At 58.3% G+C, this 21805-nt stretch carries 17 protein-coding genes, 1 pseudogene and 1 riboswitch; of the genes and pseudogenes, 12 read left to right on the top strand and 6 right to left on the bottom strand.

What is annotated here, in order from left to right; translation table 11 throughout:
• The 5 genes from nrdD (H512_RS0118900) to H512_RS0118880 form a co-directional block, all read left to right on the top strand.
• The coding region (nrdD, locus tag H512_RS0118900; RefSeq protein WP_026784763.1) for an anaerobic ribonucleoside-triphosphate reductase at positions 1-865 on the top strand (865 nt) is incomplete at its 5' end.
• Positions 866-888: 23 nt separating this feature from the next.
• The gene (nrdD, locus tag H512_RS24965; RefSeq protein ID WP_036792734.1) at positions 889-1086 is read left to right on the top strand and encodes an anaerobic ribonucleoside-triphosphate reductase; all 198 of its coding nucleotides are present in this window, start codon (positions 889-891) and stop codon (positions 1084-1086) included.
• A complete protein-coding gene (locus tag H512_RS0118890) occupies positions 1073-1714 on the top strand; it encodes an anaerobic ribonucleoside-triphosphate reductase activating protein (RefSeq protein WP_026784762.1) in 642 nt (213 codons plus the stop codon). The genes nrdD (H512_RS24965) and H512_RS0118890 overlap by 14 nt, the downstream gene beginning before the upstream one ends.
• A 39-nt stretch (positions 1715-1753) precedes the next feature.
• Positions 1754-1962: riboswitch (cobalamin riboswitch) on the top strand.
• Between the two features lie 109 nt (positions 1963-2071).
• The gene (locus H512_RS24960) at positions 2072-4888 is read left to right on the top strand and encodes a ribonucleoside-diphosphate reductase subunit alpha (RefSeq protein WP_053240062.1); all 2817 of its coding nucleotides are present in this window, start codon (positions 2072-2074) and stop codon (positions 4886-4888) included.
• A 17-nt stretch (positions 4889-4905) separates the two neighbouring features.
• Positions 4906-6003, top strand: a complete 1098-nt coding sequence (locus H512_RS0118880) for a ribonucleotide-diphosphate reductase subunit beta (protein WP_026784761.1) — start codon at positions 4906-4908, stop codon at positions 6001-6003.
• Between the two features lie 485 nt (positions 6004-6488).
• Here the strand turns inward: H512_RS0118880 and H512_RS24955 are convergent.
• The 3 genes and pseudogenes from H512_RS24955 to H512_RS27930 all read right to left on the bottom strand — a co-directional run.
• Positions 6489-6959, bottom strand: a pseudogene (locus tag H512_RS24955) (DDE-type integrase/transposase/recombinase); the annotation flags it as partial.
• Positions 6940-8217 (bottom strand): AAA family ATPase, encoded by a 1278-nt coding sequence (locus H512_RS24950; protein ID WP_245585453.1) that lies wholly within the window; start codon positions 8215-8217, stop codon positions 6940-6942. The gene H512_RS24950 and the pseudogene H512_RS24955, both read right to left, overlap by 20 nt.
• A 767-nt stretch (positions 8218-8984) precedes the next feature.
• Positions 8985-9326 (bottom strand): DUF6634 family protein, encoded by a 342-nt coding sequence (locus tag H512_RS27930; protein WP_425414191.1) that lies wholly within the window; start codon positions 9324-9326, stop codon positions 8985-8987.
• A 744-nt stretch (positions 9327-10070) separates the two neighbouring features.
• Here H512_RS27930 and H512_RS27140 point away from each other — a divergent pair.
• Positions 10071-10346, top strand: coding sequence for a hypothetical protein (locus tag H512_RS27140; protein WP_156899573.1), 276 nt, complete (start codon positions 10071-10073; stop codon positions 10344-10346).
• A 7-nt stretch (positions 10347-10353) separates the two neighbouring features.
• On the opposite strand, the gene H512_RS27135 is transcribed toward H512_RS27140, so the two are convergent.
• Positions 10354-10704 carry a hypothetical protein gene (locus H512_RS27135; protein WP_156899572.1) on the bottom strand — a complete coding sequence of 117 codons (351 nt, stop codon included), beginning with the start codon at positions 10702-10704 and terminating at the stop codon, positions 10354-10356.
• 890 nt (positions 10705-11594) lie between these two features.
• Between H512_RS27135 and H512_RS26575 the strand changes: the two genes are divergently transcribed.
• The 6 genes from H512_RS26575 (at position 11595) to H512_RS24940 (ending at position 20546) form a co-directional block, all read left to right on the top strand.
• Positions 11595-12356, top strand: a complete 762-nt coding sequence (locus H512_RS26575; RefSeq protein ID WP_169507183.1) for a TnsA endonuclease N-terminal domain-containing protein — start codon at positions 11595-11597, stop codon at positions 12354-12356.
• Between the two features lie 100 nt (positions 12357-12456).
• The gene (locus H512_RS0118845) at positions 12457-14715 is read left to right on the top strand and encodes a Mu transposase C-terminal domain-containing protein (protein ID WP_026784758.1); all 2259 of its coding nucleotides are present in this window, start codon (positions 12457-12459) and stop codon (positions 14713-14715) included.
• Positions 14712-15788, top strand: coding sequence for an ATP-binding protein (locus H512_RS0118840; protein WP_026784757.1), 1077 nt, complete (start codon positions 14712-14714; stop codon positions 15786-15788). Before H512_RS0118845 ends, H512_RS0118840 begins: the two co-directional genes overlap by 4 nt.
• Positions 15785-17665, top strand: a complete 1881-nt coding sequence (locus tag H512_RS0118835) for a TniQ family protein (protein WP_084798616.1) — start codon at positions 15785-15787, stop codon at positions 17663-17665. The genes H512_RS0118840 and H512_RS0118835 overlap by 4 nt, the downstream gene beginning before the upstream one ends.
• A gap of 148 nt (positions 17666-17813) precedes the next feature.
• On the top strand, positions 17814-18737 hold the full coding sequence (locus tag H512_RS27130; RefSeq protein WP_156899571.1) for a hypothetical protein: 924 nt from the start codon (positions 17814-17816) through the stop codon (positions 18735-18737).
• A 195-nt stretch (positions 18738-18932) separates the two neighbouring features.
• On the top strand, positions 18933-20546 hold the full coding sequence (locus H512_RS24940; RefSeq protein ID WP_169507182.1) for an SIR2 family protein: 1614 nt from the start codon (positions 18933-18935) through the stop codon (positions 20544-20546).
• A 140-nt stretch (positions 20547-20686) separates the two neighbouring features.
• Here the strand turns inward: H512_RS24940 and H512_RS24935 are convergent, their stop codons facing one another.
• A complete protein-coding gene (locus tag H512_RS24935; protein WP_053240059.1) occupies positions 20687-21391 on the bottom strand; it encodes a DUF2326 domain-containing protein in 705 nt (234 codons plus the stop codon).
• Positions 21392-21401: 10 nt separating this feature from the next.
• A partial coding sequence (locus H512_RS0118815; protein WP_026784754.1) for a transposase occupies positions 21402-21805 on the bottom strand: 404 nt, incomplete at its 5' end.

The raw sequence follows: 21805 nt of genomic DNA, 5'->3' as shown, positions 1-21805 counted from the left end.
CTCGATGTGCTGCCGCCTTCAGCTCGATCTCCGGGAATTGCTCAAGCGCGGCAACGGCCTGTTCGGCTCGGCCGAGCAGACGGGGTCGGTCGGCGTCGTCACGGTGAACTGCGCCCGCCTCGGCCATCTCCACAAGGGCGACGAGGCCGGCCTCGTTGTCCGGCTCGACGAACTGCTCGCCATCGGCCGCACCAGCCTCGAAATCAAGCGCAAGGTGATCGAGCGGCTGATGGACCAGGGCCTGTTCCCCTATACCAGGCGCTACCTCGGCACGCTCCGCAACCACTTCTCGACGCTCGGCCTCAACGGCGTCAACGAGATGATCCGCAACTTCACCGGTGATACCGAGGACATCACGACGGCATGGGGCGAGGCCTTTGCCATTCGCCTGCTCGACCACGTTCGGGCCAGGATGGTCGCGTTTCAGGAGGAGACGGGGCACCTCTACAATCTCGAAGCCACGCCAGCGGAAGGGACGACCTATCGTTTTGCCCGCGAGGACAAGAAGCGTTTCCCCGACATCGTGCAGGCTGGTACGCCGGATGCGCCTTACTACACCAATTCCAGTCAGCTCCCCGTCGGCTTTACCGATGACGCCTTCGATGCGCTCCGTCGCCAGGAGCCGCTCCAAACCCGCTACACTGGCGGTACGGTGCTCCATCTCTACATGGGCGAGCGCATCTCCTCGGCCGAGGCCTGCAAGAAACTGGTTCGGAGATCGCTGGAAAACTTCCGGCTTCCCTACATCACCATAACGCCGACCTTCTCCATCTGTCCCAAGCATGGCTACCTCGCAGGCGAGCACGAGTTCTGCCCGATCTGCGACGCTGAAAGGTTGGCTGCCAAGAGCGCCGCCGCCGAGTAACCCGTCTTCAAAGGAGACCTGACATGAACAAGCCGCTTTCCGCCATCGAGGCCGACACCGCCATGCTGCTGTCCGACGACGAGCGCCAGCCTTGCGAGATCTGGACACGGGTGATGGGCTACCATCGCCCCGTCTCGTCCTTTAACAAGGGCAAGAAGAGTGAGTTTGCCGAGCGGACTTTGTTCGCCGAAGGCAAGAGCCTAGCTCATGACCGCTGCTGACGTCGCGGTCTCCATCGCGGTCGGCGGCTTCTCACCGCTGTCGACCTGCGATTGGCCGGGTGAACTGGTCGCCACGGTGTTCTGCCAGGGCTGTCCGCTTGCCTGTCGCTATTGCCACAACGCCGACCTGATCCCGCCCGGCCGAGGTGCCGGGCCGCACTGGCAAGACATCTTGTCAACTCTGGAAAAGCGCCGAGGATTGCTCGATGGAGTGGTGTTTTCGGGCGGCGAGCCGACCCTGCAAAGGGCGCTTTCCGAGGCGATTGATGCAGTCAGGGCGCTCGGCTTCCGCGTAGGCCTGCACACGGCAGGTCCTTATCCGGAACGTCTTGAGCGTCTCTTGCCGCAGCTGGACTGGGTCGGGTTCGATGTGAAGGCGCCGTTTGCTGACTACGAGCGCATCGCGGGCGTGCCGGGAAGCGGTCTACGAGCCCGTGAAAGCCTTAGCGCACTCGCCCGAAGCGGTGTTGCGCTCGACGTGCGTACGACGGTGCACCCGCTGCTGCTGACCGAGGGTAACCTCGTCCGTCTCGATGCCGATCTCGCCACGTTGGGGCTTCGACCGACGCGGCGTCAGCCGTTCCGGCGCGGGGGATGCCGAGATGCCGAACTACTGTCGACCTGTTGATGGTCTCATCCGTATCTTGACGTAGTCTCGCTGGTCCTATCTATATGTAGGTGTCATGGTCCTGCGATTCACAAGATCAAGGGCTAAGAGGGAATCCGGTGCGGCAAAAGCCCATGCCGGAGCTGCCCCCGCAACTGTAAGCGGCGAGCCCCAACCGAGAAGTGTCACTGAGGCATCTTTGCTTTGGGAAGACCGGATGAGGGCGATGACCCGTGAGCCAGGAGACCTGCCGTGACTGCTGATTTACGTCCTCGGGCGGGGTGCCCCGGTGGATCGTGACCCAACGGCATGCCAGTCTCGGGCGCGCCGTCGTTTGTCGCGTCCGCTCGGCCTTTGCCCCCATGATTGGGGTTGCCGATGTCTCTTCTTTCCGAACTTGATCGTCCTGTAGAACCTATCCAGCCGGATGCCGATCAGCATCGGGTTATCCGTCGCAACGGCTCGGTGACGCCATTCGACGCCAACAAAATCCGCGCTGCCCTGACCAAGGCTTTCCTCGCTGTCGAAGGCGGTGATGTCGCAGCCTCGCGTCGGGTTCACGATATTGTCGGTGCTCTCACCGCTGAGATCGTGGCAGCGCTGTTGCGCCGTGCCGACGGTCGCGCCTTTCATGTCGAGGAGATTCAGGACCAGGTCGAGCTTGCCCTTATGCGTGGCGGCCATCACAAGGTCGCCCGCGCCTATGTGCTGTACCGAGAGGAGAGAGCGAGGGAGCGCACCAAGCTTCGTGAAACTGCGGCTGCACCCAGCGTCAATGTCCGTTCCCTCGATGGGCATCTCAAACCGCTGGACGAAGCGCGCTTCGTTCGGCTCATCCAGGAATCTGCGGCAGACCTCGATGGGGTTTCGGCCGAAAGCATCCTTTCGGAGGCGCGCCGCAACCTTTATGACGGCATAACCGTCGACGAGTTGGCACAGGCGCCGATCCTGGCCGCCCGTGCACTGGTCGAACGCGAGCCAAACTATGCCAAGGCGACGGCGAGGCTTCTCAACGACAAGCTGCGACGTGAGGCGCTGTCCTTCCTGTCCGGTCGCTCCGATGAGGCGACGCAGAGTGAGATGGTCGAGCGTTATCCGGACTATTTTCACTCCTATCTCAAAGCAGGCATCGGCGCAGAACGGATCGACCCGGAGCTCGGGCGCTTCGACATTGATCGCATCGCGTCGGCACTCAAGCCCGAGCGCGATCTTCAGTTTGACTATCTCGGCCTGCAAACGCTCTATGATCGCTACTTTCTGCATATCGGCGGCAACCGCTTCGAGTTGCCACAAGCCTTCTTCATGCGGATCGCCATGGGTTTGGCCTTACGCGAAGTCGACCGCGAGAGGCGGGCAATCGAGTTCTACGATCTCCTGTCGTCCTTCGATTTCATGGCGTCGACGCCGACCCTGTTCAATGCCGGCACCCCGCGACCACAACTGTCGTCCTGTTTCCTCACTACCGTCGCCGACGACCTCGACGGCATCTTCAAAGCGATCCGCGACAATGCGCTGCTCGCCAAATACTCCGGTGGCCTCGGCAATGACTGGACCCCTGTGCGTGGCCTTGGCGCCCACATCCGTGGCACCAATGGCGAAAGCCAGGGCGTCGTCCCCTTCATGAAGGTGGCCAACGACACTGCGATCGCGGTCAATCAGGGCGGCAAGCGCAAGGGCGCTGTCTGCGCTTATCTCGAAACCTGGCACGTCGATATTGAGGAGTTCCTCGATCTCAGGAAGAACACCGGCGACGACCGCCGCCGGACCCACGACATGAACACTGCCAACTGGATCCCTGATCTGTTCATGGAGCGGGTCGAGGCTGATGCAACCTGGACGTTGTTCTCGCCCGACGAAACGCCGGACCTGCACGACCTCTATGGCCCCACTTTCAAGACTGCCTACGAAGCCTACGAGGCAAAGGCGGCGCGCGGGGAAATGAAGGTGTTTCGCAGCGTCCGAGCCGTCGATCTCTGGCGGCGCATGCTGACCATGCTATTCGAAACCGGACACCCTTGGATCGCTTTCAAGGATCCTTGCAATATCCGGTCGCCTCAGCGCCACTTCGGCGTCGTCCACTCGTCTAATCTTTGCACGGAGATCACGCTCAACACGTCGGCCGACGAGGTGGCCGTCTGCAATCTCGGCTCGGTTAATCTCGCCGCCCATGTCACTGTATCAGGCCTTGATCGGGAGCGCCTCGCTCGCACCGTCCAAACGGCGATGCGCATGCTCGACAATGTCATCGACATCAACTTCTACACAATCCCCGAGGCCCGGCGGGCTAACCTCCGCCATCGGCCAGTCGGCCTCGGCCTTATGGGCTTCCAGGATGCATTGCACATCCTCCGGCTCCCCTATGCCTCCCAGGAGGCGGTGCGCTTTGCCGACGAGAGCATGGAGGCGATCGCCTACGAAGCTATCTCGGCTTCGGTCGATCTCGCAGCCGAACGTGGTCGCTATTCCTCCTTCGCCGGGTCGCTGTGGTCGCAGGGCATCTTGCCGATCGACAGTCTTGAACTGCTGTCCGAAGTGCGAGGCGGTATTGATCTGGAACGCGACACGACGCTCGATTGGGAGTCCCTGAGGCAGCGCGTCAGAACGGTCGGCATGCGCAACTCCAATTGCCTTGCCATCGCTCCCACCGCCACGATTTCCAATATCTGCGGTGTTTCCCAGTCGATCGAGCCAGCATACCAGACGCTCTACGTCAAATCGAACATGTCCGGAGACTTCACCGTCGTGAACGCTCACCTCGTGGCCGATCTCAAGGCTCGTGGCCTGTGGGACGAGATGATGGTTTCTGACCTCAAATACTACGACGGCAGCCTTGGAGCGATCGACCGGGTTCCGGCTGACCTCAAGGTGCTCTACGCCACGTCTTTCGAAATCGATCCGGAGTGGCTCGTCGAGGCGGCCGCCCGCCGCCAGAAGTGGATCGATCAGGCGCAGTCGCTCAACCTCTATCTGGCTAGCCCCTCGGGTAAGAAACTCGACGCGCTTTATCGCCTCGCTTGGAGGAAAGGCTTGAAGACCACCCATTACCTTCGCTCGCGCTCGGCCACCCACGTCGAGAAATCGACGCTCAAAGGTGTCGACGGCAAGCTCAATGCAGTGACGGTCTCGGCCATTGATACCGCGCCGAAAGCCTGTGCCATCGACGATCCCACCTGCGAAGCGTGCCAGCAAGACTGAGCCGAGGAACAGACACCATGCTTGATTTCAGCGAAACAACCGCGTCCTCGCCTCAGATGTCCGATGCGACGGGCCTTGCCGCCATTGAACGGGGAGCGGCCCGCGTACGCGTCGACGACAAGGCGATGATCAACGCCCGCGCCGACGTCAACCAGTTGCTGCCGATGAAATATGGCTGGGCCTGGGAGAAGTATCTTTCAGCCTGCAACAATCATTGGATGCCGACCGAGGTGTCCATGCAAGCCGATATCGCCCTGTGGAAGTCCAGGGATGGCCTGACCGACGACGAGCGACGGATGATCAAGCGCAATCTCGGCTTCTTCGCGGCTTCGGAAAGCCTCGTGGCCAACAACATCGTGCTCGCCATCTATCGGCAGCTCACCAACCCCGAGTGCCGCCAATATCTGCTGCGGCAGGCCTTCGAGGAGGCCGTGCATACCCATACCTTCCAGTACATTGTCGAAAGCCTCGGGCTCGACGAGGGCGAGCTGTTCAACATGTACCGCGAGGTGCCGTCGATCACCGACAAGGCGGCCTGGGCACTCAAGCACACGCAGAGCTTGGACGATCCGGCGTTCCGGACGGGGACTGAACAGGCAGACCGGGCGTTTCTCAAGGACCTCGTGGCCTTTTACGTTGTGTTCGAGGGGATGTGGTTCTACACGGGCTTTGCGCAGATCCTGTCGCTCGGCCGCCGGAACAAGATGGTCGGCATTGCAGAGCAGTATCAGTATATCCTGCGCGACGAGAGCATCCACCTGAACTTCGGCATCGACGTCATAAACCAGATAAGGGCGGAGAACCCGCATCTGTGGACGCCGGCCTTCATTGATGAGGTGCGTGGCATGCTGAAGGAGGCGGCCGAACTCGAAGCCGCCTATGGCCGCGACACGATGCCGAACGGCTTCCTCGGGCTCAATGCCACGCTCTGTGAAAGCTACATGCATTTCATCACCAACCGCCGCTGCGCCCAGCTCGGGATTGCGTCTGTCTTCCCCGAAGCCGAAAACCCCTTCCCGTGGATGAGCGAAACCATGGACCTCAAGAAGGAGAAGAATTTCTTCGAGACGCGCGTCATCGAATACCAGAATGGTGGCGCGCTGAGCTGGGAGTGAGGACTTAGCGAAAAGGCTCCATCACTTCAAAGCCGTTAAGTGCGCAGCGTCGGATTTTCGTGAAGCTCTCTTCCATCGGATCATACCGTCGTCACGAGACCGACGGAGCGGTTACGCGGTTCAGGGGTAATTGCAAGCCGCATAACGCTTTTGTCTGTGATCGCGGCACCGCGATCGCGCGACGAAGCGTCCTCCAACAGCAGTTCATCGAGATCGTGGAGCCTATCATGGAAAATGGCGAACATGGCTTCAAAGCTGTTAGGTGGCGCTTCGTCGCGCGGTTGAGTTTGATGGTCGGCCTACTTCATCCGAAGACGACGCCTGCAACCCTCATCGCAACCGAGGAAGTTGACATCTGGCTTGGGGCGCCATGGAGTGAGGCCTAGCTTTTATAACGGTCACTTCCTGACGATGCTCTCAGGATTGTCGCCAGTGCTCAGTGCGAGGATCCCTAAATGCGATCTATTGAAAACTCACGGCTTCTCTCAGATCTTCAAGCCGCCGTCGATGACATCGTCGTGGGGCAGTGGCAGGGTGACAAGGCCTGGGACTACACCGTTAACGCGGAGAAGGACGGCTCGATTGCCGTCAAGGCGGCTGCAAACCAGACTATCTTTATGGACACCGTCTACCCTGGCATCATCCCTCGTTCGGTAGAGTTTGAGGGCTGTCCGTTCAGTTTTCAGTGACGAAAAGAAGCTCTCCATTGCCGCGTTGTCCCAAACGTTTCCTGATCGGCTCATTGAACAGGGAATACTGTGATCAGCCATCAGCTATTGGAACTGCTCACTCGTATATTGGCTGCCTTGGTCACTGTGGTGCAGCAGGCTCTCGGGTTTGCCTCTCCTCCAGATTGCCATGATCAGGGCATCGGCGACGAGCTGCGCCGTCATCTCGGGATTCATTGCCCAGCCAACGACTCGCCGCGAGAACAGATCAATCACGGCGGGAACGAAGCGCGTCTCGGAAAACGTCCCCTTCGAGATAGGTGGCTTCCGCCAACTGATGAGCGAGTGACATAATGACAGCTCGGTGGGCGGTGATCACGGTTCTTGCCCGGCCCTTGGCCTCTTGGAGGATCGAATGAACCTCGCTACGCAGCGTCGCGTTCGAGCTGAGCAGCTTGTCAACCGAGCCAGCCTTTCCAAGGAACACTAGCGACGAGCCCAATCCGCTCGATGCGGCGAGGTTCAAGGCAAGCGAGGTAGCTCTATCGAGATCCGAGCCGGCCACACCTCCGGCACCATCGGTCGCCGCGCCGAAGAATGCCTCCTCGGCCGCCATGCCGGCCAAACTCACCGCGATTTCGTCGATGACGTCCTCACGTGTCCGAAGCATCACCCACCGGCTGCGAACAGAGGCGCCCCCACGAAAGATTTTGATGGTGCCGTCTGACACCTCGGCCTTGGTCGCAATCGAGACATGCAGAACCGCTCCCGCCGAAAGAATGGTCGTGACGGCGGCATGGCCGGTTTCGTGAACTGCGACCCTGAAGATGTCGTCTTCCGGCAACGGAATGACCTCGGGCAGCCCAGCGACCAAATCCTCAACCGACAGCGCGCGCTTCTCCGCCCTTGCTCGACGACGAGCACCACGAACGAGTCGTTCCAAAAAAGCTCCCGTCTTGCCTTCGGTCCGGTCGACGATCTGCCAGAGCCTTTCATCTGAGAGGTCGACGCCATGAAAGCGGAGGATCGCCAACCTCGCGGCACCATCCGGTAGCGGGATGCGAATATGCCGGTCCAGCCGTCCCGGCCGCATGAGCGCTTCGTCAATGAGCTCAGGGTAGTTGCAGGCACCGACGACGACCACGCCTTGTCTTTTCTCGATCCCATCGAGTGCCTCTAGGAGACCACTCACCACTGAAAAGCTGTAATGTGCGCTGTCCCCGACGAACTTTGTCCGGTCTCCGACGCTATCGATTTCATCGATGAACAAAATCGACGGAGCCACCCTGACCGCATCGGCAAAGGACGCTCGCATGGCTTTCAAGGTATCACCGAGGTGCCCGCATGCTTGCCATTTCGCGTAGCTCGCCGCGATCAAGGAGACGCCGCACGAATTCGCCAAAGCTCGGGCATAGGTTGTCTTCCCGGTGCCGCTCGGTCCCGAAAGAACTACGCCCCGGTCAAGGTCCTTCCACTCAAGCTCTCCGCGACGCCAAGCTGCCAGTTCGGTTGCCAGACACTGGCCCCACTCGGTTGCTTCTCCCATTCCCGGCAGGGTCTCTAGCGTGAGACGCTGCTTCGAAGCCTGAGAAGGCGGCGGTGCCTTCGGCTCGTCCCGGGTAAGCTTGTGAAGAATGCTCCTTACTCGTCTCAATGAGCGACCAACGCGAAAAACGGCGTCCAATTTCTCAAGGGGAAGCCTGAGAGCGAGCTCTGCATCTTCGTCCGACAACTCAATGCCTACGACGACTCGGGCGGCGGCGCGGATGTCGCGACGGGAAACTGGGCGAACCCTGACGATCGCATCGGCAAGATTGGTGAAATCTTCGGGAAAAGCCTCCTCGGAGGTCGCAATCCCGAAAAACCAGTAGTTTGTGGCGAGGGGCCAGGAGTCGGGGTTTCGTCGCTTCCTAGAGTTCGGAGCGTCCCAGACGCATGCGATGAACTCCGCGTCGTGGTCCATCCATGAAACGGTTTCGACAACCCGTCTGCAAATCCGCTCGCAGCAATCACGGTATTGTTCGGGATCGATATGTCCCTCGGGGACGATGAGGCCGAGCATCATCGGCAGGCCCCTCGAAAACCCGAATTGATGGCGTAACGCTGAAACCAGCGTCGCCCACGTGCAAAAGGTGGAAACGCTGTCTGTCGGTGGTCGCAGAACTGCAGTTTTGAAGACGGTGTCCCCGAGATCCGGAAGGATCCGGCTGAAAGCTTTTTTCGGCATGTCGGAGTCTCTGAAGCGAGAGGTCGCCATGCCGGCTGACGGCATGGCTCAGGAAGGCTCAATGGCTGCTTGCGATATCGATATGTTCATTGGTCAGGTCCTCCGGAGGCGGGTTTACCGAGACGGTAGAAGCGGCTGAGTGTCCGAGCCCACCCCTCCTGCGGTGCGATCAGCCATACCTCAGATGTAACAATCGGACGGGCGCTTCCTGGAAGCATAGGGTGCCCAGAGGACAGCCCGGCTAGGCAAACGGCCGGCCGGATCTCTGGAGACCACGAGTTCAGGATGGGCGCTTCGTTGAGGTGCCAGGCGTCCGGATATCCTTGGGCGCGGATGAGTTCGAGGTCGTGGGTCAGCCGCCGCAGCAGTGAGATGGTGTCGTCCAGTTCACGGAGAACGGACGGATCGCGAGGGTCGAAGACAAGCATGGCAGCGACCTCACGGCATTTCGTCAACATGACGACCTAGGCGGACCCAACCATGGAGAGTTCGCGCCCAACCTCGGCTGCGGGAGAGTGCAAACACGGGCTGGCCGATCAGGGAGGTCGGTTTGTCGATTCCCGAGAGGCTGATGATCCCACGCAGTGGGACTAGTGTCTCGCACCACCCCTCCAGGAGAGGGGCTTCGTTGAGGTGGACCATTGGAGGAACACCGCTTCCGTAGAGAAGGGCACGGAGGTCGACGGCAACTCGGGAAAGTGCCTCGATGTCGTCAGGGCCTTTGACGATGAAGGAGCAGGAAGGATTGGACATGGGGTCTCCCTGCCGGAATTTTTGATTCCGGCGCAAAACAGCCACAAGAACAGTTCTATTGCGAAGGCAATGACCGGTCAGGGCTGATGATGAGAAGGAGATCGGGCGGTGAGCACCAGATCGAAGCCAAGGCCTGAGACTCCGGCGGCCGGAGCAGGCTAGCGAACGATCAGCGTATGAGTGCAGTGCCGAATTTCATGATGGCGCGAAACATAGCGCGTAAACCCTAACCGCAGGTAAATTTCTAGGCGTCTTTGCTCGGTGGCAGGATCTACCACACTCAGGCTCCATTCACGGAGTTCCAAATCCTGGGAAGCTCCACGCAACCTGATGCGATCACAAGAGGCTAGCCGTAGTCCAGCTGATGTTTGTCTTATTCCGCCGACGGGTCCAAAATTTGGTTGCCAGTGGAGGTGGAGATGGAATCCGAAGTAAGTTCGACGGTGTTGTGGGCATCAATGCGCTTATGCGAAGAGCGACGCGACTACAAAGCGCTCCGAGGGCACGTTATGTACGATGGGAATAGGCTGGCCGCCGATCTGGATGAAAGAGAATTGCGTGAATTCTGCAGGTTGCTTTTGCGAGCCGTTGCCGCCTGGCGGTATGAAGAGCAAAATGGGGAGGGAGTGCTTCTGGATAAAAAGCACCGTCTCAACGTACTGTTTTCAACGCTGGATGATATTGTTGAGGTGTAAATTCAATTTATAGCTTATCGTATTTGGAAGCCTTTTTTGTCGCAAAGTCGACGGCCTCGGAAATCTCGGCAAAGCTGATGTCGAATAATACGCCGCCTGGGCCGGTAACAAAAAACAATGGAGTGGCAGTTTTGGCCTGTACAACGGCGTGCGAGTTGGTTTCCCCGCGCTTCATGACAACTTTTGTGTCGATGGCCACATTTGGTATTGTATCGTTTTTTAGCAGGCTCGTCCTGTTTAATACTTCGCGCCTAAAACTCCCTATGTCTGGGTACCCCTGTCCGTAGCGCCCGCCATCAATCCACGCCTCAAGATATTCTCCGGTCTCGCAATGAAACAAATATAAGTCAATCGCCATGAGAGATTCGATCCTTAAGGCGGCCCTGATAGCTAAAGTGGATAAGGATGATATTTTTATAGTAAGAAATAATCTAAAAAATCCGCGATATTACGGAGAGAACGTACGGACCATATTGTGCTCAAATTGAACTTCAGTCATCAAATTGGTCTGCTTGTGTTAACCTGCTTTTAGTATCTTCGGGTGTAAGAGCTCCTCCGCCCGAAAAGGGCGTAAACCGATGAGCAGCCGCATTATGAAGCCCGTCAAGACCATACGCATTAGCGATGAGCGGATTGTCCGCAGCGCCTTGGCGCATATCGCTCCGTATGTCGACGGGGCGACAATGCTCTCCTAAGCGCAATCGACATCCGACCTCATCCTCGATCGTCGCCACACTTGGCGACGCTTTCGTGTTTCAGAGGTGATGTGATGACGCTCCAGAAGCCTTCCCTCAGGATAACCGTCGCGGTCTGACCGACCGCTCCGCCAAGCCGCCCCTGTGCATTCCTGGCCATTCCGCCGTCAAGTCGGCGTCGGCCCGGATTACGCCGGCGCGCTGAGGAGGAGCCTAAGCGACGCGACCGGCACGAACGCCGACGCGTCCCATCAGACTGAATTCCGTTCTTCCAAACAACACTGACCTCGACTCCAAGCGGAGCCGGGCTTGGAGAGTCGCGTCCCGACGCATCCCAACTCCTCGAACTCAGTCCCGTCTTTTCTGCAACCATTAAGAGCAATTGCATGACGAACATATCCATCAAAACGCGCGTCGCCGTACGCGAGAAAGCCCGGAGTTACACCGTGTAAGCGCCATTCTGGCAGCGGTGGGACGCCCGCTGACCAGTTCAATCCCAACCTGACCGCGCAATCCATGGATGTGGCTGCGCGCCTGGTTCCGGGAGGCGCAAATGTCCAATCTCTATGCATTGCTGTTGGGAGGGCTCTCTGATGGGGGAGCACCTCGCGAATACCGTCCGCTACCCACCTGCCGGGAGATCGAGTCCACTCCCTATGAAGCACCGCTAGTCCACTACTCGGATAGCGTTGCCGATCGCAGGCCTTCGCCTCGCAAGCGAGGCTCGTCCGTGGGCCGTGTTCCGGACCCGTTTCGACGGCGGTGGATCTATTTCGAAAGTGGCCTCGAACATCGTCACTTGGTCACCTTGATCGCCAACCCTGCCGTGTCCGACATCCGCGAACAGCAGACGCGCTCCTATTTGGCCCGAGGTCGAAGGCATCGGTACACGACCGACTATCTCGTGACGTTCAACGACGGCCACAAGGTCGCTTACGAGGTCAAGTACGCAGAGACTGCCGCCCGCAAAGGAACTGAAGCTTTGCTCCAGGAGGTATGCGAGCACGTTGGCGATGATCTCGCCGACGAGTACAACCTGCTCACCGAGCTGCATGTGAACGACGTCGCCGTCGCGAACGCCAAGAGCATCATCGAGTGCGGTCGGGATTTCGATATCCGCGGTCAGGAAGTCGTTCGGGCCTCGCTGATGCGAGCTCCGGCGACGATCACCCTCGCGGAGATTGGGGAACTGTCCGGGCTCGGAGCGCGAGGCGAACGGGCTGCCATGGCTCTTATCCAGCAGGGCGCCCTTAGGTTCGACCCGGCGGAGCCGTTGTCACCGACTGTTAAGCTTAGGAACCTTTGTACGCAGTAGTACGACGCAAGGTTGCTCCAGTCATTAAGAACTAATCCAGAGTTTCGCCCTCTAGTGGCGAAACTCCGGATCGCCTTGCGCTAAAGCCTTGGGTGCATTCATGGAAAGTCCAGCTGCCAACGACCGATGGAAATTCGGCCGTCACGATCGTGTTGTCATCAAGAACCAAGTCTACCGACCTGTCGGCAAGGATGGACGGAGACATGTCCTTCAGCTGATCGTTGAGGACGTTCAGGACGATCACTTCATCACCAAGACCGACGCCGAGATTAGCGAGCTCATGCGCCGGAAGCTTTTTCGGCACGATGCCGGCTATTTTTCGAAGACGCAGGCACGCATTCGAGTTCGGAACGACAGTTCCGACCTGACTGATCTCAGCGAGGACGAGCTGCGCACGGTCTTGTGGAAGGCCGAGTGGTGCCGGCGCTTCGATTCAGCACGCGCCGATTCTTCTGCGCCTTGGCGACCGACGATGTCGCTGCCGGACATCGCCTTTTTCATCGATAAGCAGAAAAAGGCGATGGACCGTTGGCATGTCGATCGCTTTGGAGAGAGACGACCCGCAGGGCGGCGGCGACAGGGAGGACCTCAAAAGGAATTCGACTATCCCTCGGCCAGCACTTTGAGAAATTGGCTCATCAAGTGGCACGCTGCGGAGGAGCACCTCAATGCATTCCGGTTACGCTACCACCATTGCGGCAATCGAAGCCAACTAGACCCTCGTGCTGAGCGTGTGGTGAACGAGTGCGTTGCGAACTTCGCCAGCTCGCTGAGGCCTCGCCAACGCGACATTTACGAGGACGTTGAGGCGACGCTGTCCAAATTGAACCTGTCGCTGCCGGCAAATGTGGCGCCCATCTACGTTAGCAGGAATGCAATCCGAGCCCGGATCAAAAAGATCGATCCATTTTTCAGGGACTTCAATCGTCTCGGGAAGGATCGCGCGCTACGGAGATTCACCCCGATCGGCGAGGGGCTTATCGTCCTTAATCCCCTAGAGAGGGTTGAGATTGACGACTGGGACTTCGACCTCCATGCGCTGATCGCGAGTTCGACCGTGTGGAAGAAATTGAGCCCGAAGAAACGCGAGCTCGTTCCTCGCGTCCGTTGTACGGCGACCGTTGCCATTGACGTAGCAACCCGTTGCATTGTCGGGTTCAATCTATCTCCGAATCCGCCGTCGACGGCTTCGTCCAAGACCGCTTTACGCCGCATCATGTGCGACAAGTCTGCCTTGGTCGCCGCTACCGGATGCAAGAGCGACTGGCGGATGCAGGGTAGGCCATGGTCGGTGGTGACCGACGCGGGACCCGCTTTCCTGGGCGAGTTCGAAACCTCCGTCGCACGCTCAGGCATCACCCGATTGCTTCCGGAGGCGGATCCTCGCAAGCGCGGTACGATCGAGGCTTTTTTTCGATATTTCAAGCGCGTATGCCGATACTTCGCGGGGCAAACTTTCGCGAATGTGGTAGAGAAGGGCGACTACCAGTCCGAGGCAATGGCCAGCTTGACCTTTGATGAACTGGAAAGATCCGCCGTCCGCTTCATCGTAGATTCCTACCATCATCGCGCCCATCGCGGTCTCGGCCGTTGCACGCCGTATGGAATGTGGCAGCGCCTCACAAAGGACGGCACTTTCCCTCCACCCCGCGCCATCGAGTTACGCGCGGCGTTCGGCATTCGCGTTACGCGTACGCTGGGGAAGCACGGCGTGACCTACCTGGACCTCGCCTACAATAGCGCGGAGCTGAACAGGGTCTTTCTCCGCCACGAGAACAAGGAACTCGACGTCTTCGTCGATCCGCTGGACATCGGGTCGGTGCTCGTTCGGCTTCCGGATGCGGAGGGGAGGGCGCAGGGGAAAGCTTCGGATGACTACCTGGAGGTGCCCTGCGTCGCCAAGCTGACCATGGGCCTCTCCCTCGACAGGTATCTGATTTCACGTAAAGCCCTCGCGGCCTCGGCTAAGGACGATCAGACCGCAGGCCTTCTTGCAAGACTGGAGGCTCACGGAGCCCTGACCGACACTGGCGAAAGGACTCGTCGCGAGGCCGGCCTCGCCGAATTCCGGGCCACCGAAATCGAGTTTGAAAAGGCGGCCAAGTCGATGTTCCAGAGCACTCGTGCCGCATTGGAGGGTCCTGATCAAGGGCCACCGCAACCGCACGACACCATCCCGGGAAAGCTTGTCGCGAAGTCGGTACGCAGGAAGCCAACGCAGGGCTCGCGCTCTCCATCCGGACCTGCGCGAAGCGACGAAGGACAGGGGGCGGCGTGGTCGCCTCCGTCCGACAACGCCGGCGGACCGCAACGTCCTTTCGGCGGCAGTCTCAACCTGGGCGACGGAGATGACGAATGACAAAGCGAGACACCTCCGTCGAGACGGGTGGCAATTTCGCGACAAATCCGAGCGGCAATGCATGGGACGATGACGACGACGCCTATCTGGATTCCATTGCCGGACGGTTATCGGAGCGCCAGCAGCGGGAGATCGAACTCGTTGAGGCTGTCAAGGCGGTCTATGTCGCCTGCGGTCGCGATAAGGTCCTCGACGACATGCTGGCGACTTTCGTGGTCTCCATGTTGGCCAAAAAGAACGGTCGCCGTGATGACGGTCGGATCCTCTTCATCACCGGTGAAAGTGGCGCCGGAAAAACGGCTGCGATTGCTCGTGCTCTTTCGCGAAGCGATGCGCTCCAACCGCAGGTGAGACCTTTCGGTTTGGTGAAGCCTGTTATCTCCGTGTCCCTCAGTGGCGGTGCGGTGACGCTTAAGGCCGTCGGGCATCAGATTGCGGAGGCGGCCGGCTATCCGGTCAAGGACACCGTCGGTCAGAACGATATGTGGAAGCGATTGCCGGACATTCTGCACCAGCGGCGTGTTCTGTTGGTGCACATCGACGAAACGCAACATGTTCTCAAGCGTACGGAGACGGATCAGGAGCGGAAAAACCTCGCCAAGGCCATCAAGGGACTCTCCAACTTCGAAGCCTGGCCGATCAACTTCATTCTTTCCGGCACACCGGAAACGACCGAGATCGCTAGGTTGGACCAGCAATTCGAACGGCGCGGTAGGTTCTTGTTTCTTTCGGACATCACGATGCCTGAGGAGAAAGAGCTGGTGGACCGAATGATCCGGGAAATGGCCGGCGCGATCGGAATGGCGACCGACCGACTGATCGCTTCGGATGTTCCTGAACGCGTCGCTCATGCCGCTCGATACCGTTACGGACGCATCGCTCAGATGGTCCTGGCGGGCATTCAGGTAGCAATCCACAAAGGCGCCAACGAGTTGGTGAGAGAGCATTTTGCCTATGCGTACCTGGAACTCTCCCACGCCCGCGGTCGGGACGAGATGAATCCGTTCCTGGTCGATGACTGGCGAAACCTACCGGCGGGGTATTTCCTGAACGAGGAGCAGCGGGAGACATGAGCTTGAAGATCGCGCCCGTCTCGTGGCGTCACCCTCTTGAGCATCGCGAACCGGCAGCCGGATTTGCGTCAAGGCTGGCGGCTCTGAATGGCCGGCTTCTAGGAGACTTTCTCCGCGAGATGGGCATCGACACTTGGGCGGTCGATACCGGCGACAGCGAAGCGGTCCGGACACTCGCGCTGCGCGGCGGGGCGGATCCCGGAGCGCTTGCAAGGTTTACGCCCACGCAGACGGCGGACAAAAAGTATCACATCATCGCGGGGCAACAGTTCACCCGCCTCTCGGTGTTCAAGACCTACTTTCGATACTGCCCGCACTGCGTGATTGAGGATCTGGAGCGTTTCGAAGGACCGGCCACGGCTCGTCCATGGTTGCGCGTGGAATGGATGATCGACGCCATCCGCGTCTGTCCCAAACACGACACGATGCTGATCGATGTCGACCCCGGGCATAGGCGTTTCACGAGCCCCGACTTCTGCGAGGCGATCGGGAAATTGGCCCCAGGCCTTCGGCAGCAAGCGGATCACGCGGTCAGGCTGCCTCATTCCCTGCTCGTCGATTGGATCATCGATCGTCTCGATGGCGCCTCCTCCCCAACGGACGCCTTGGCGGATCTTCCGATGTACGCCGTGTTGGAGCTGGCTACCGCGATCGGGCTTTCCGCGCTGCATCCGTCGCGGATCAAGACGAAGACCTTGACTGAGCAGCAATGGGCCGCGGTGACCGAAGAGGGTTTTCGCGTCCTTTGCGGCGGGGAGCCGGCACTGACGGTCTTGCTTGGCCGACTGAACGAAGTGCTGATGGAATCCCGCGGCGCCATCGGCCTGCGAGATGCCTATGGCGCGCTCTATACCCTCCTCCAGAAAACGATCGCGGATCCCATTTACGACCGGTTTCGGTCGATGGTCAGGCAGTTCGCCATCGAAACCCTGCCGCTGAATCCGGGAACCGAGATCTTCGGAGAGGTGCTGGAGAGGCCGCGCGTCTATTCGATCCACTCGGCCTCTAAGGTTTCCGGCGTCCATGTGGCTTCCCTTCGGAAGCTCTTCGCCAGGAAGGGGCTCGTGGACGGCGAAAAGACCTCCGCGCTCAGGGATCACCGCGTCCTGGTCCGCGCCGAGGATATCGAGGAAATGCTGGGTGGAATGAAAGGATCCCTCAGCACTCCCGAGGTCGAAGCCGCAACCGGCATCCCGAGAATGCATCTGAAAGCCCTGATTGCCGGTGGGTACCTGCCCACGGTCACTAATTCCGCCGGGAAGCGGAGAGCCAAGCATTCCTTCACTCAGCAAGCCGTCGACGACATGCTTGAACGCATTTTCGAAGGGGCGGTTCCGGTCGAGACGCCCACGGATCGCCAGCGGTCCATTGGGGATGCCCGTCGTGCCGCTGACGCCAAAATCGATTTCGTGCTCTCGCTTATTTTCGAGGGAAGGTTGGCATGGAAGGGGCTGCTTGGAGGCAAGCGGGAGTATGGGGCCGTTCTTCTCGATGCCGACGAGGTGACCGCCATCGTGCGCAAGGGACCGGAAAGAGAGGGGCTCATTAAGGGGGAACTGCAGAAGTTCATTCCCGGGTTGAACCATGTGGCCGTCTCTTCACTCATCGAGTTGGGCCATTTCAGCGTAACGCAGGAATTCAACAAAGAAACTCGGCGCATGATGCCCGTAATCACCCGCCAAAGCGCGGAGGCTTTTAGGGCTGAATACGTGACCCTGGGAGAGCTAAGCCGGACTACCGGATTGCATCCCAAAGTCATCCTCAAGAGACTGCATGAAGCAAACATCCTACCTGCCGAGGATCAGGGGAAGCTTTCCATTTTTCTATACAGAAGAAGAGAGGTGTCTGCGCTTTATGATGTTGCTCACCACAAATGAGTAATAGACGGGATTCGAGTACCAATCTGTATATTCACATTTGTATGGCGAGAAATGGGAGAATGGGGATGGTAATTAATTTTTAAAGATCAGAAAGAGGGATATTTGATGCGACGTTAACATAAGCGTATTGTTAGGGAAAAGAAAAATGAGCGTAGAGCTTACATATGACGAGCTGAGAGAGTCGAAGAAATCAAAATATGACTTGGAAATGAAGAATTTTCTTTGGGATAAAAGGTCTATACTTAAGACGTTGTTGGATCTTGATGGTGGCGCGGATTTAGTTACAGAACTGCCTGGTCTAGACGGAAGATCTGTCGATAGCTTGGTCGGATTCTCAGATGCAATCGTTCACACGGAATTCCAGACAAAGTCCGACGATCTAATGTGTATGAGGATGCTTGAATACTATATTTCTATCCTAAAAATTACGACTGAAAACGGCCGTGGCGGCAGAGAAATTATACAATCGGTCATACATGTTGGTTCTGGCCCGAACAAAATGGCGTATTTATTGAAGCGGGACGCGATTTCTTATTCCTATTCAATGCGAAGTATAACCGATTATTACGACAAATGTAGACAGTTGCATGATCCAACGCATCCGATCGATCGAATCTTGCTGGTCGTTTGCAAACCCACGATTGATCATAACGAATGGGTTGATACAGCCAAATTCCTGGCAAAATACACCCGTGAGAATCGGCGAGATAGCGCGAACCTCAAAGCATATCTGTTGATTGCCTCGCTGCTAAAGAAAGTTCCGATCAAGACCGTTAGGGAGATTGAAAAGATGCTGCAGGTAAATGTCGAGGACAGTGATGTACTAAAACAAGCGGTCGATGATGTGGCGGAGCTCGTGGAGACGCAAATTTATCTCGACCTTTTTACGGAACAAGTTACAGCCACAGGTGTGGATGTCGGGGAAGATTTCGAGGCGAATTTGAAAAATATTCCTGTGTCTGAAGTTAGGAATATGTTCGTTGAGTTTTTCCATGCTGGAAATAAGGCTGAATGGGTCGTTGATCTGGTACAATCGGAAAGACTTGCGCCGGCCAAATTTCGCATGTGACCCGTTTATTCCCAGGTAGGGAAAACCGGCTCAAAACGACGAACTCGATCGCCCAAGGGAAGGCAATCACAGTGACACCCGATGATTGATGGCGCGCTGTCTCTCGCTCATTCAGTTCACTCATCCAAAGGCGTCTTCGCCGTTCTCCTGGGCTCCGGCATATCTCGCTCGGCCGGGATCCCGACCGGATGGGAAGTGACGCTCGATCTGGTCAAGCGGATCGCCGTGATGGAGGGGGAGGAGGTTCCAGCGGACTCTGCAGAATGGTATCGCACGAGATACGGCAAGGAGCCCGAGTATTCAGCGCTTCTTGACACCTTGGCCAAGAGTCCTGCGGAACGCCGGGCCATCCTGCACGCACTGTTTGAGCCGACGGCCGATGAGCGGGAGCAAGGACTAAAGCTTCCGACCGAGGCTCATCGCGCCATCGCCAAGCTGGTCGCAAGCGGTCACATTCGACTGATCATCACGACCAACTTCGACCGCCTGATGGAACTGGCTCTTCAGGACGAGGGCATCACCCCGACCGTGATTTCGACTGCCGACGCCGTGATCGGAGCTGCTCCGATTGTTCATCAGAGATGCGTGGTGCTGAAATTGCACGGCGACTATCTCGACGACCGGATCAAAAACACCGAGGAGGAGCTGGCCTCATACGATCACGAACTTGACGGCTATCTTGATCGCATTTTGGACGAGTTTGGCCTCATCATTTGCGGCTGGTCGGGAGATTGGGACATTGCCCTCCGGGCGGCCATCGAGCGGACTAAGTCTAGGCGATACACGACCTATTGGACCGCCAAAGGCAAGCCTTCCGAGCGAGCTGCGAAGTTGATCACCTTACGAGGCGCACAGGTGATCGAAATCGCTTCGGCGGACGAATTCTTCGGGGGCCTTGCGGATAAGGTTGCCAGCCTTGATGAACTGAATGCCGGCCCGCCGTTGTCGGTGGCGATTGCCGTGGCGTCACTTAAGCGGTTTATGGCCGACCCGGTTCACCGCATTCGCTTCCACGATTTGCTGATCAACGAAACGGAACGGGTGCTGGCTATCAATGCCGCAATGCTAGCCAAGGACGCTGAGGTCAGGCCGGACGTGGTGTCGGCCAAACGCCGCTTTGAGCAGTATGACGCCAATACCGAGATTTTGCGCGCGCTCCTTTACAACGCAGCCTATTGGGCCGAGCCGCACCAAGTTGAGCCGATCGAGCGATCAGTCAGGATGCTTGCTGACGTAAAGCGTGCTGACGGATACACGACTTGGCAGGAGATGCGCATATATCCAGCCGTTGTGTGCTTTTATGCGGCTTGCCTTGGTGCGATCGCCGGAGCCAATTGGGCCACCTTCCAAAGGCTGCTTCAAATTCCAGTCGGACACGGAAAGAGCGCAAGCACTTCGCTTCCCGAGCTGGTTGCCTACCACGCTATTGAAAAGGGAACTGCCAAACTTATCGACGATAAACAGGCATGGTATTTCCCCTTGAGCGAACATTTTGCCAGGCGGCTGTTCTCGCAGCCCCGTGGCCGCTTTGAAGACTACGACACGGAGATTGATCGCCTGGAGGTTATGTTTGCCCTGGTCTTCGTTGACCAGCAGGTTCGGGATACAGGCGATGTGGCCTATATGCCCGTCGGCCGATTTGCCGCCTATCACCTCGACTCCGCTTATGAGCGCCTCTTTGCGGAGGCGGAAGCCGCTGGAGAAAACTGGCCGCCACTAAAGTCGGGAATGTACGGCGGCTCCATCGACCGGTTCAAAACGGTGACGATAAGGTTCAGGCAAATTCTTGGGAAGCGCCCGTACCGCTAATGGTCGGCAGCTTTGATCTCCCAGAACCTGTCACAGGAGCCTCTATCGGGTGATAGCCCGCCTGGGACAACCTCTGGCAGCGGACTTCCGGCACAAGATGCCTTAGGATGCGCTGCCGATCTTGTCGATAGGCTGCGCCCTCAACCAAACCTGAACCCGAACAACCCTCCCTGATCGGTATCATCGATGCTCACGTCCAGGATCTTCGAACGGGAATCGAATTCCGCTGGAAACGTGAGCTTCGCAAATTCGTCCGAGTTCATGAGGACCAGATATTGAACGCCGAGATCATCGGCCAGATTGGAACCCAGCTCGATAGCGGCCGCGACCTGTCGGGCGTCGACATCTGCAAACATATGGCTGTCGTGAATGAGAATCCCGGGACCACCGAAGCGCTTTGTAGCGATCTTGAAAAGGGCGTAGTCGAAACAGAAGATCTCCATATTGGAGATGCCACCCGAGCGGTCGCCTTCAATATGGATTCGGAACTCCGGCCCGGTCGGCGTGGCCTTGATCTCAAGGGCGCCGTAGCGATCAGCATAGAGCCGCTTCCTAGCCTCCTCGACGGCGAGCACTGCAGCGTCGATGGCCGGTGACCGCTCTGAAAGATCATTCTGAAGCCTCGTCAGTAGCGATGCCTCCGCCACCTTCAGCTCAGTCTTTTCGGATTCTGCCTGCAGAGCTGCCTTAAGTCGTTTTTCGAGATCTAGCAGCACGCCTTCCTTCTCGGACTGCGCAGTCTGCAGGAGCACGAGGTCGCTGAACGCCCCGGCCCCCTTAAGCTCCTTGAGGATCGCTTGGCGCTGCTCTTCCAGCCCGCGAACATTCGCCTCGACTTCGGTCATACCAGTTCCGTTAGGTCCTGACCTTTCTGATGTAGGGGTAGTCGGTGAGCGAAGCGATGCGCCCCGTTTCCGTCTTTAGGTCGTTCCAAGCCTTTGCGCAGGCTTCGACGATGGCGTGCTGGTCGTCGAAGATGCGGTGGGAGAGGAAGCGCTCCTTAAGATAGAGCCAGAGACGTTCGACCGGGTTGAGCTCGGGCGAATAGGCCGGCAGGTGAACGAGGCTGATGTTGTCTGGCGGTTTGAGCCGCCCGGTGACGTGCCATCCGGCCTTGTCGAGTACCAGCACGACGTGGACGTCGGCGGGCAGGCTTTGTGCGAAGGTATCGAGATAGAGGCGCATCATCTCGGTATCGGCCCTGGGCAGGATCAGAGCAAAGGCGTCATCGGTGCCGGGACGGATGGCGCCGTAGATGT

This window comes from Pleomorphomonas koreensis DSM 23070 (assembly GCF_000425185.1).
GTDB classification, from domain to species: Bacteria; Pseudomonadota; Alphaproteobacteria; order Rhizobiales; family Pleomorphomonadaceae; genus Pleomorphomonas; species Pleomorphomonas koreensis.
Note: the sequence above shows the minus strand (reverse complement) of the source record. Positions and strands in the feature narration are given on the sequence as shown.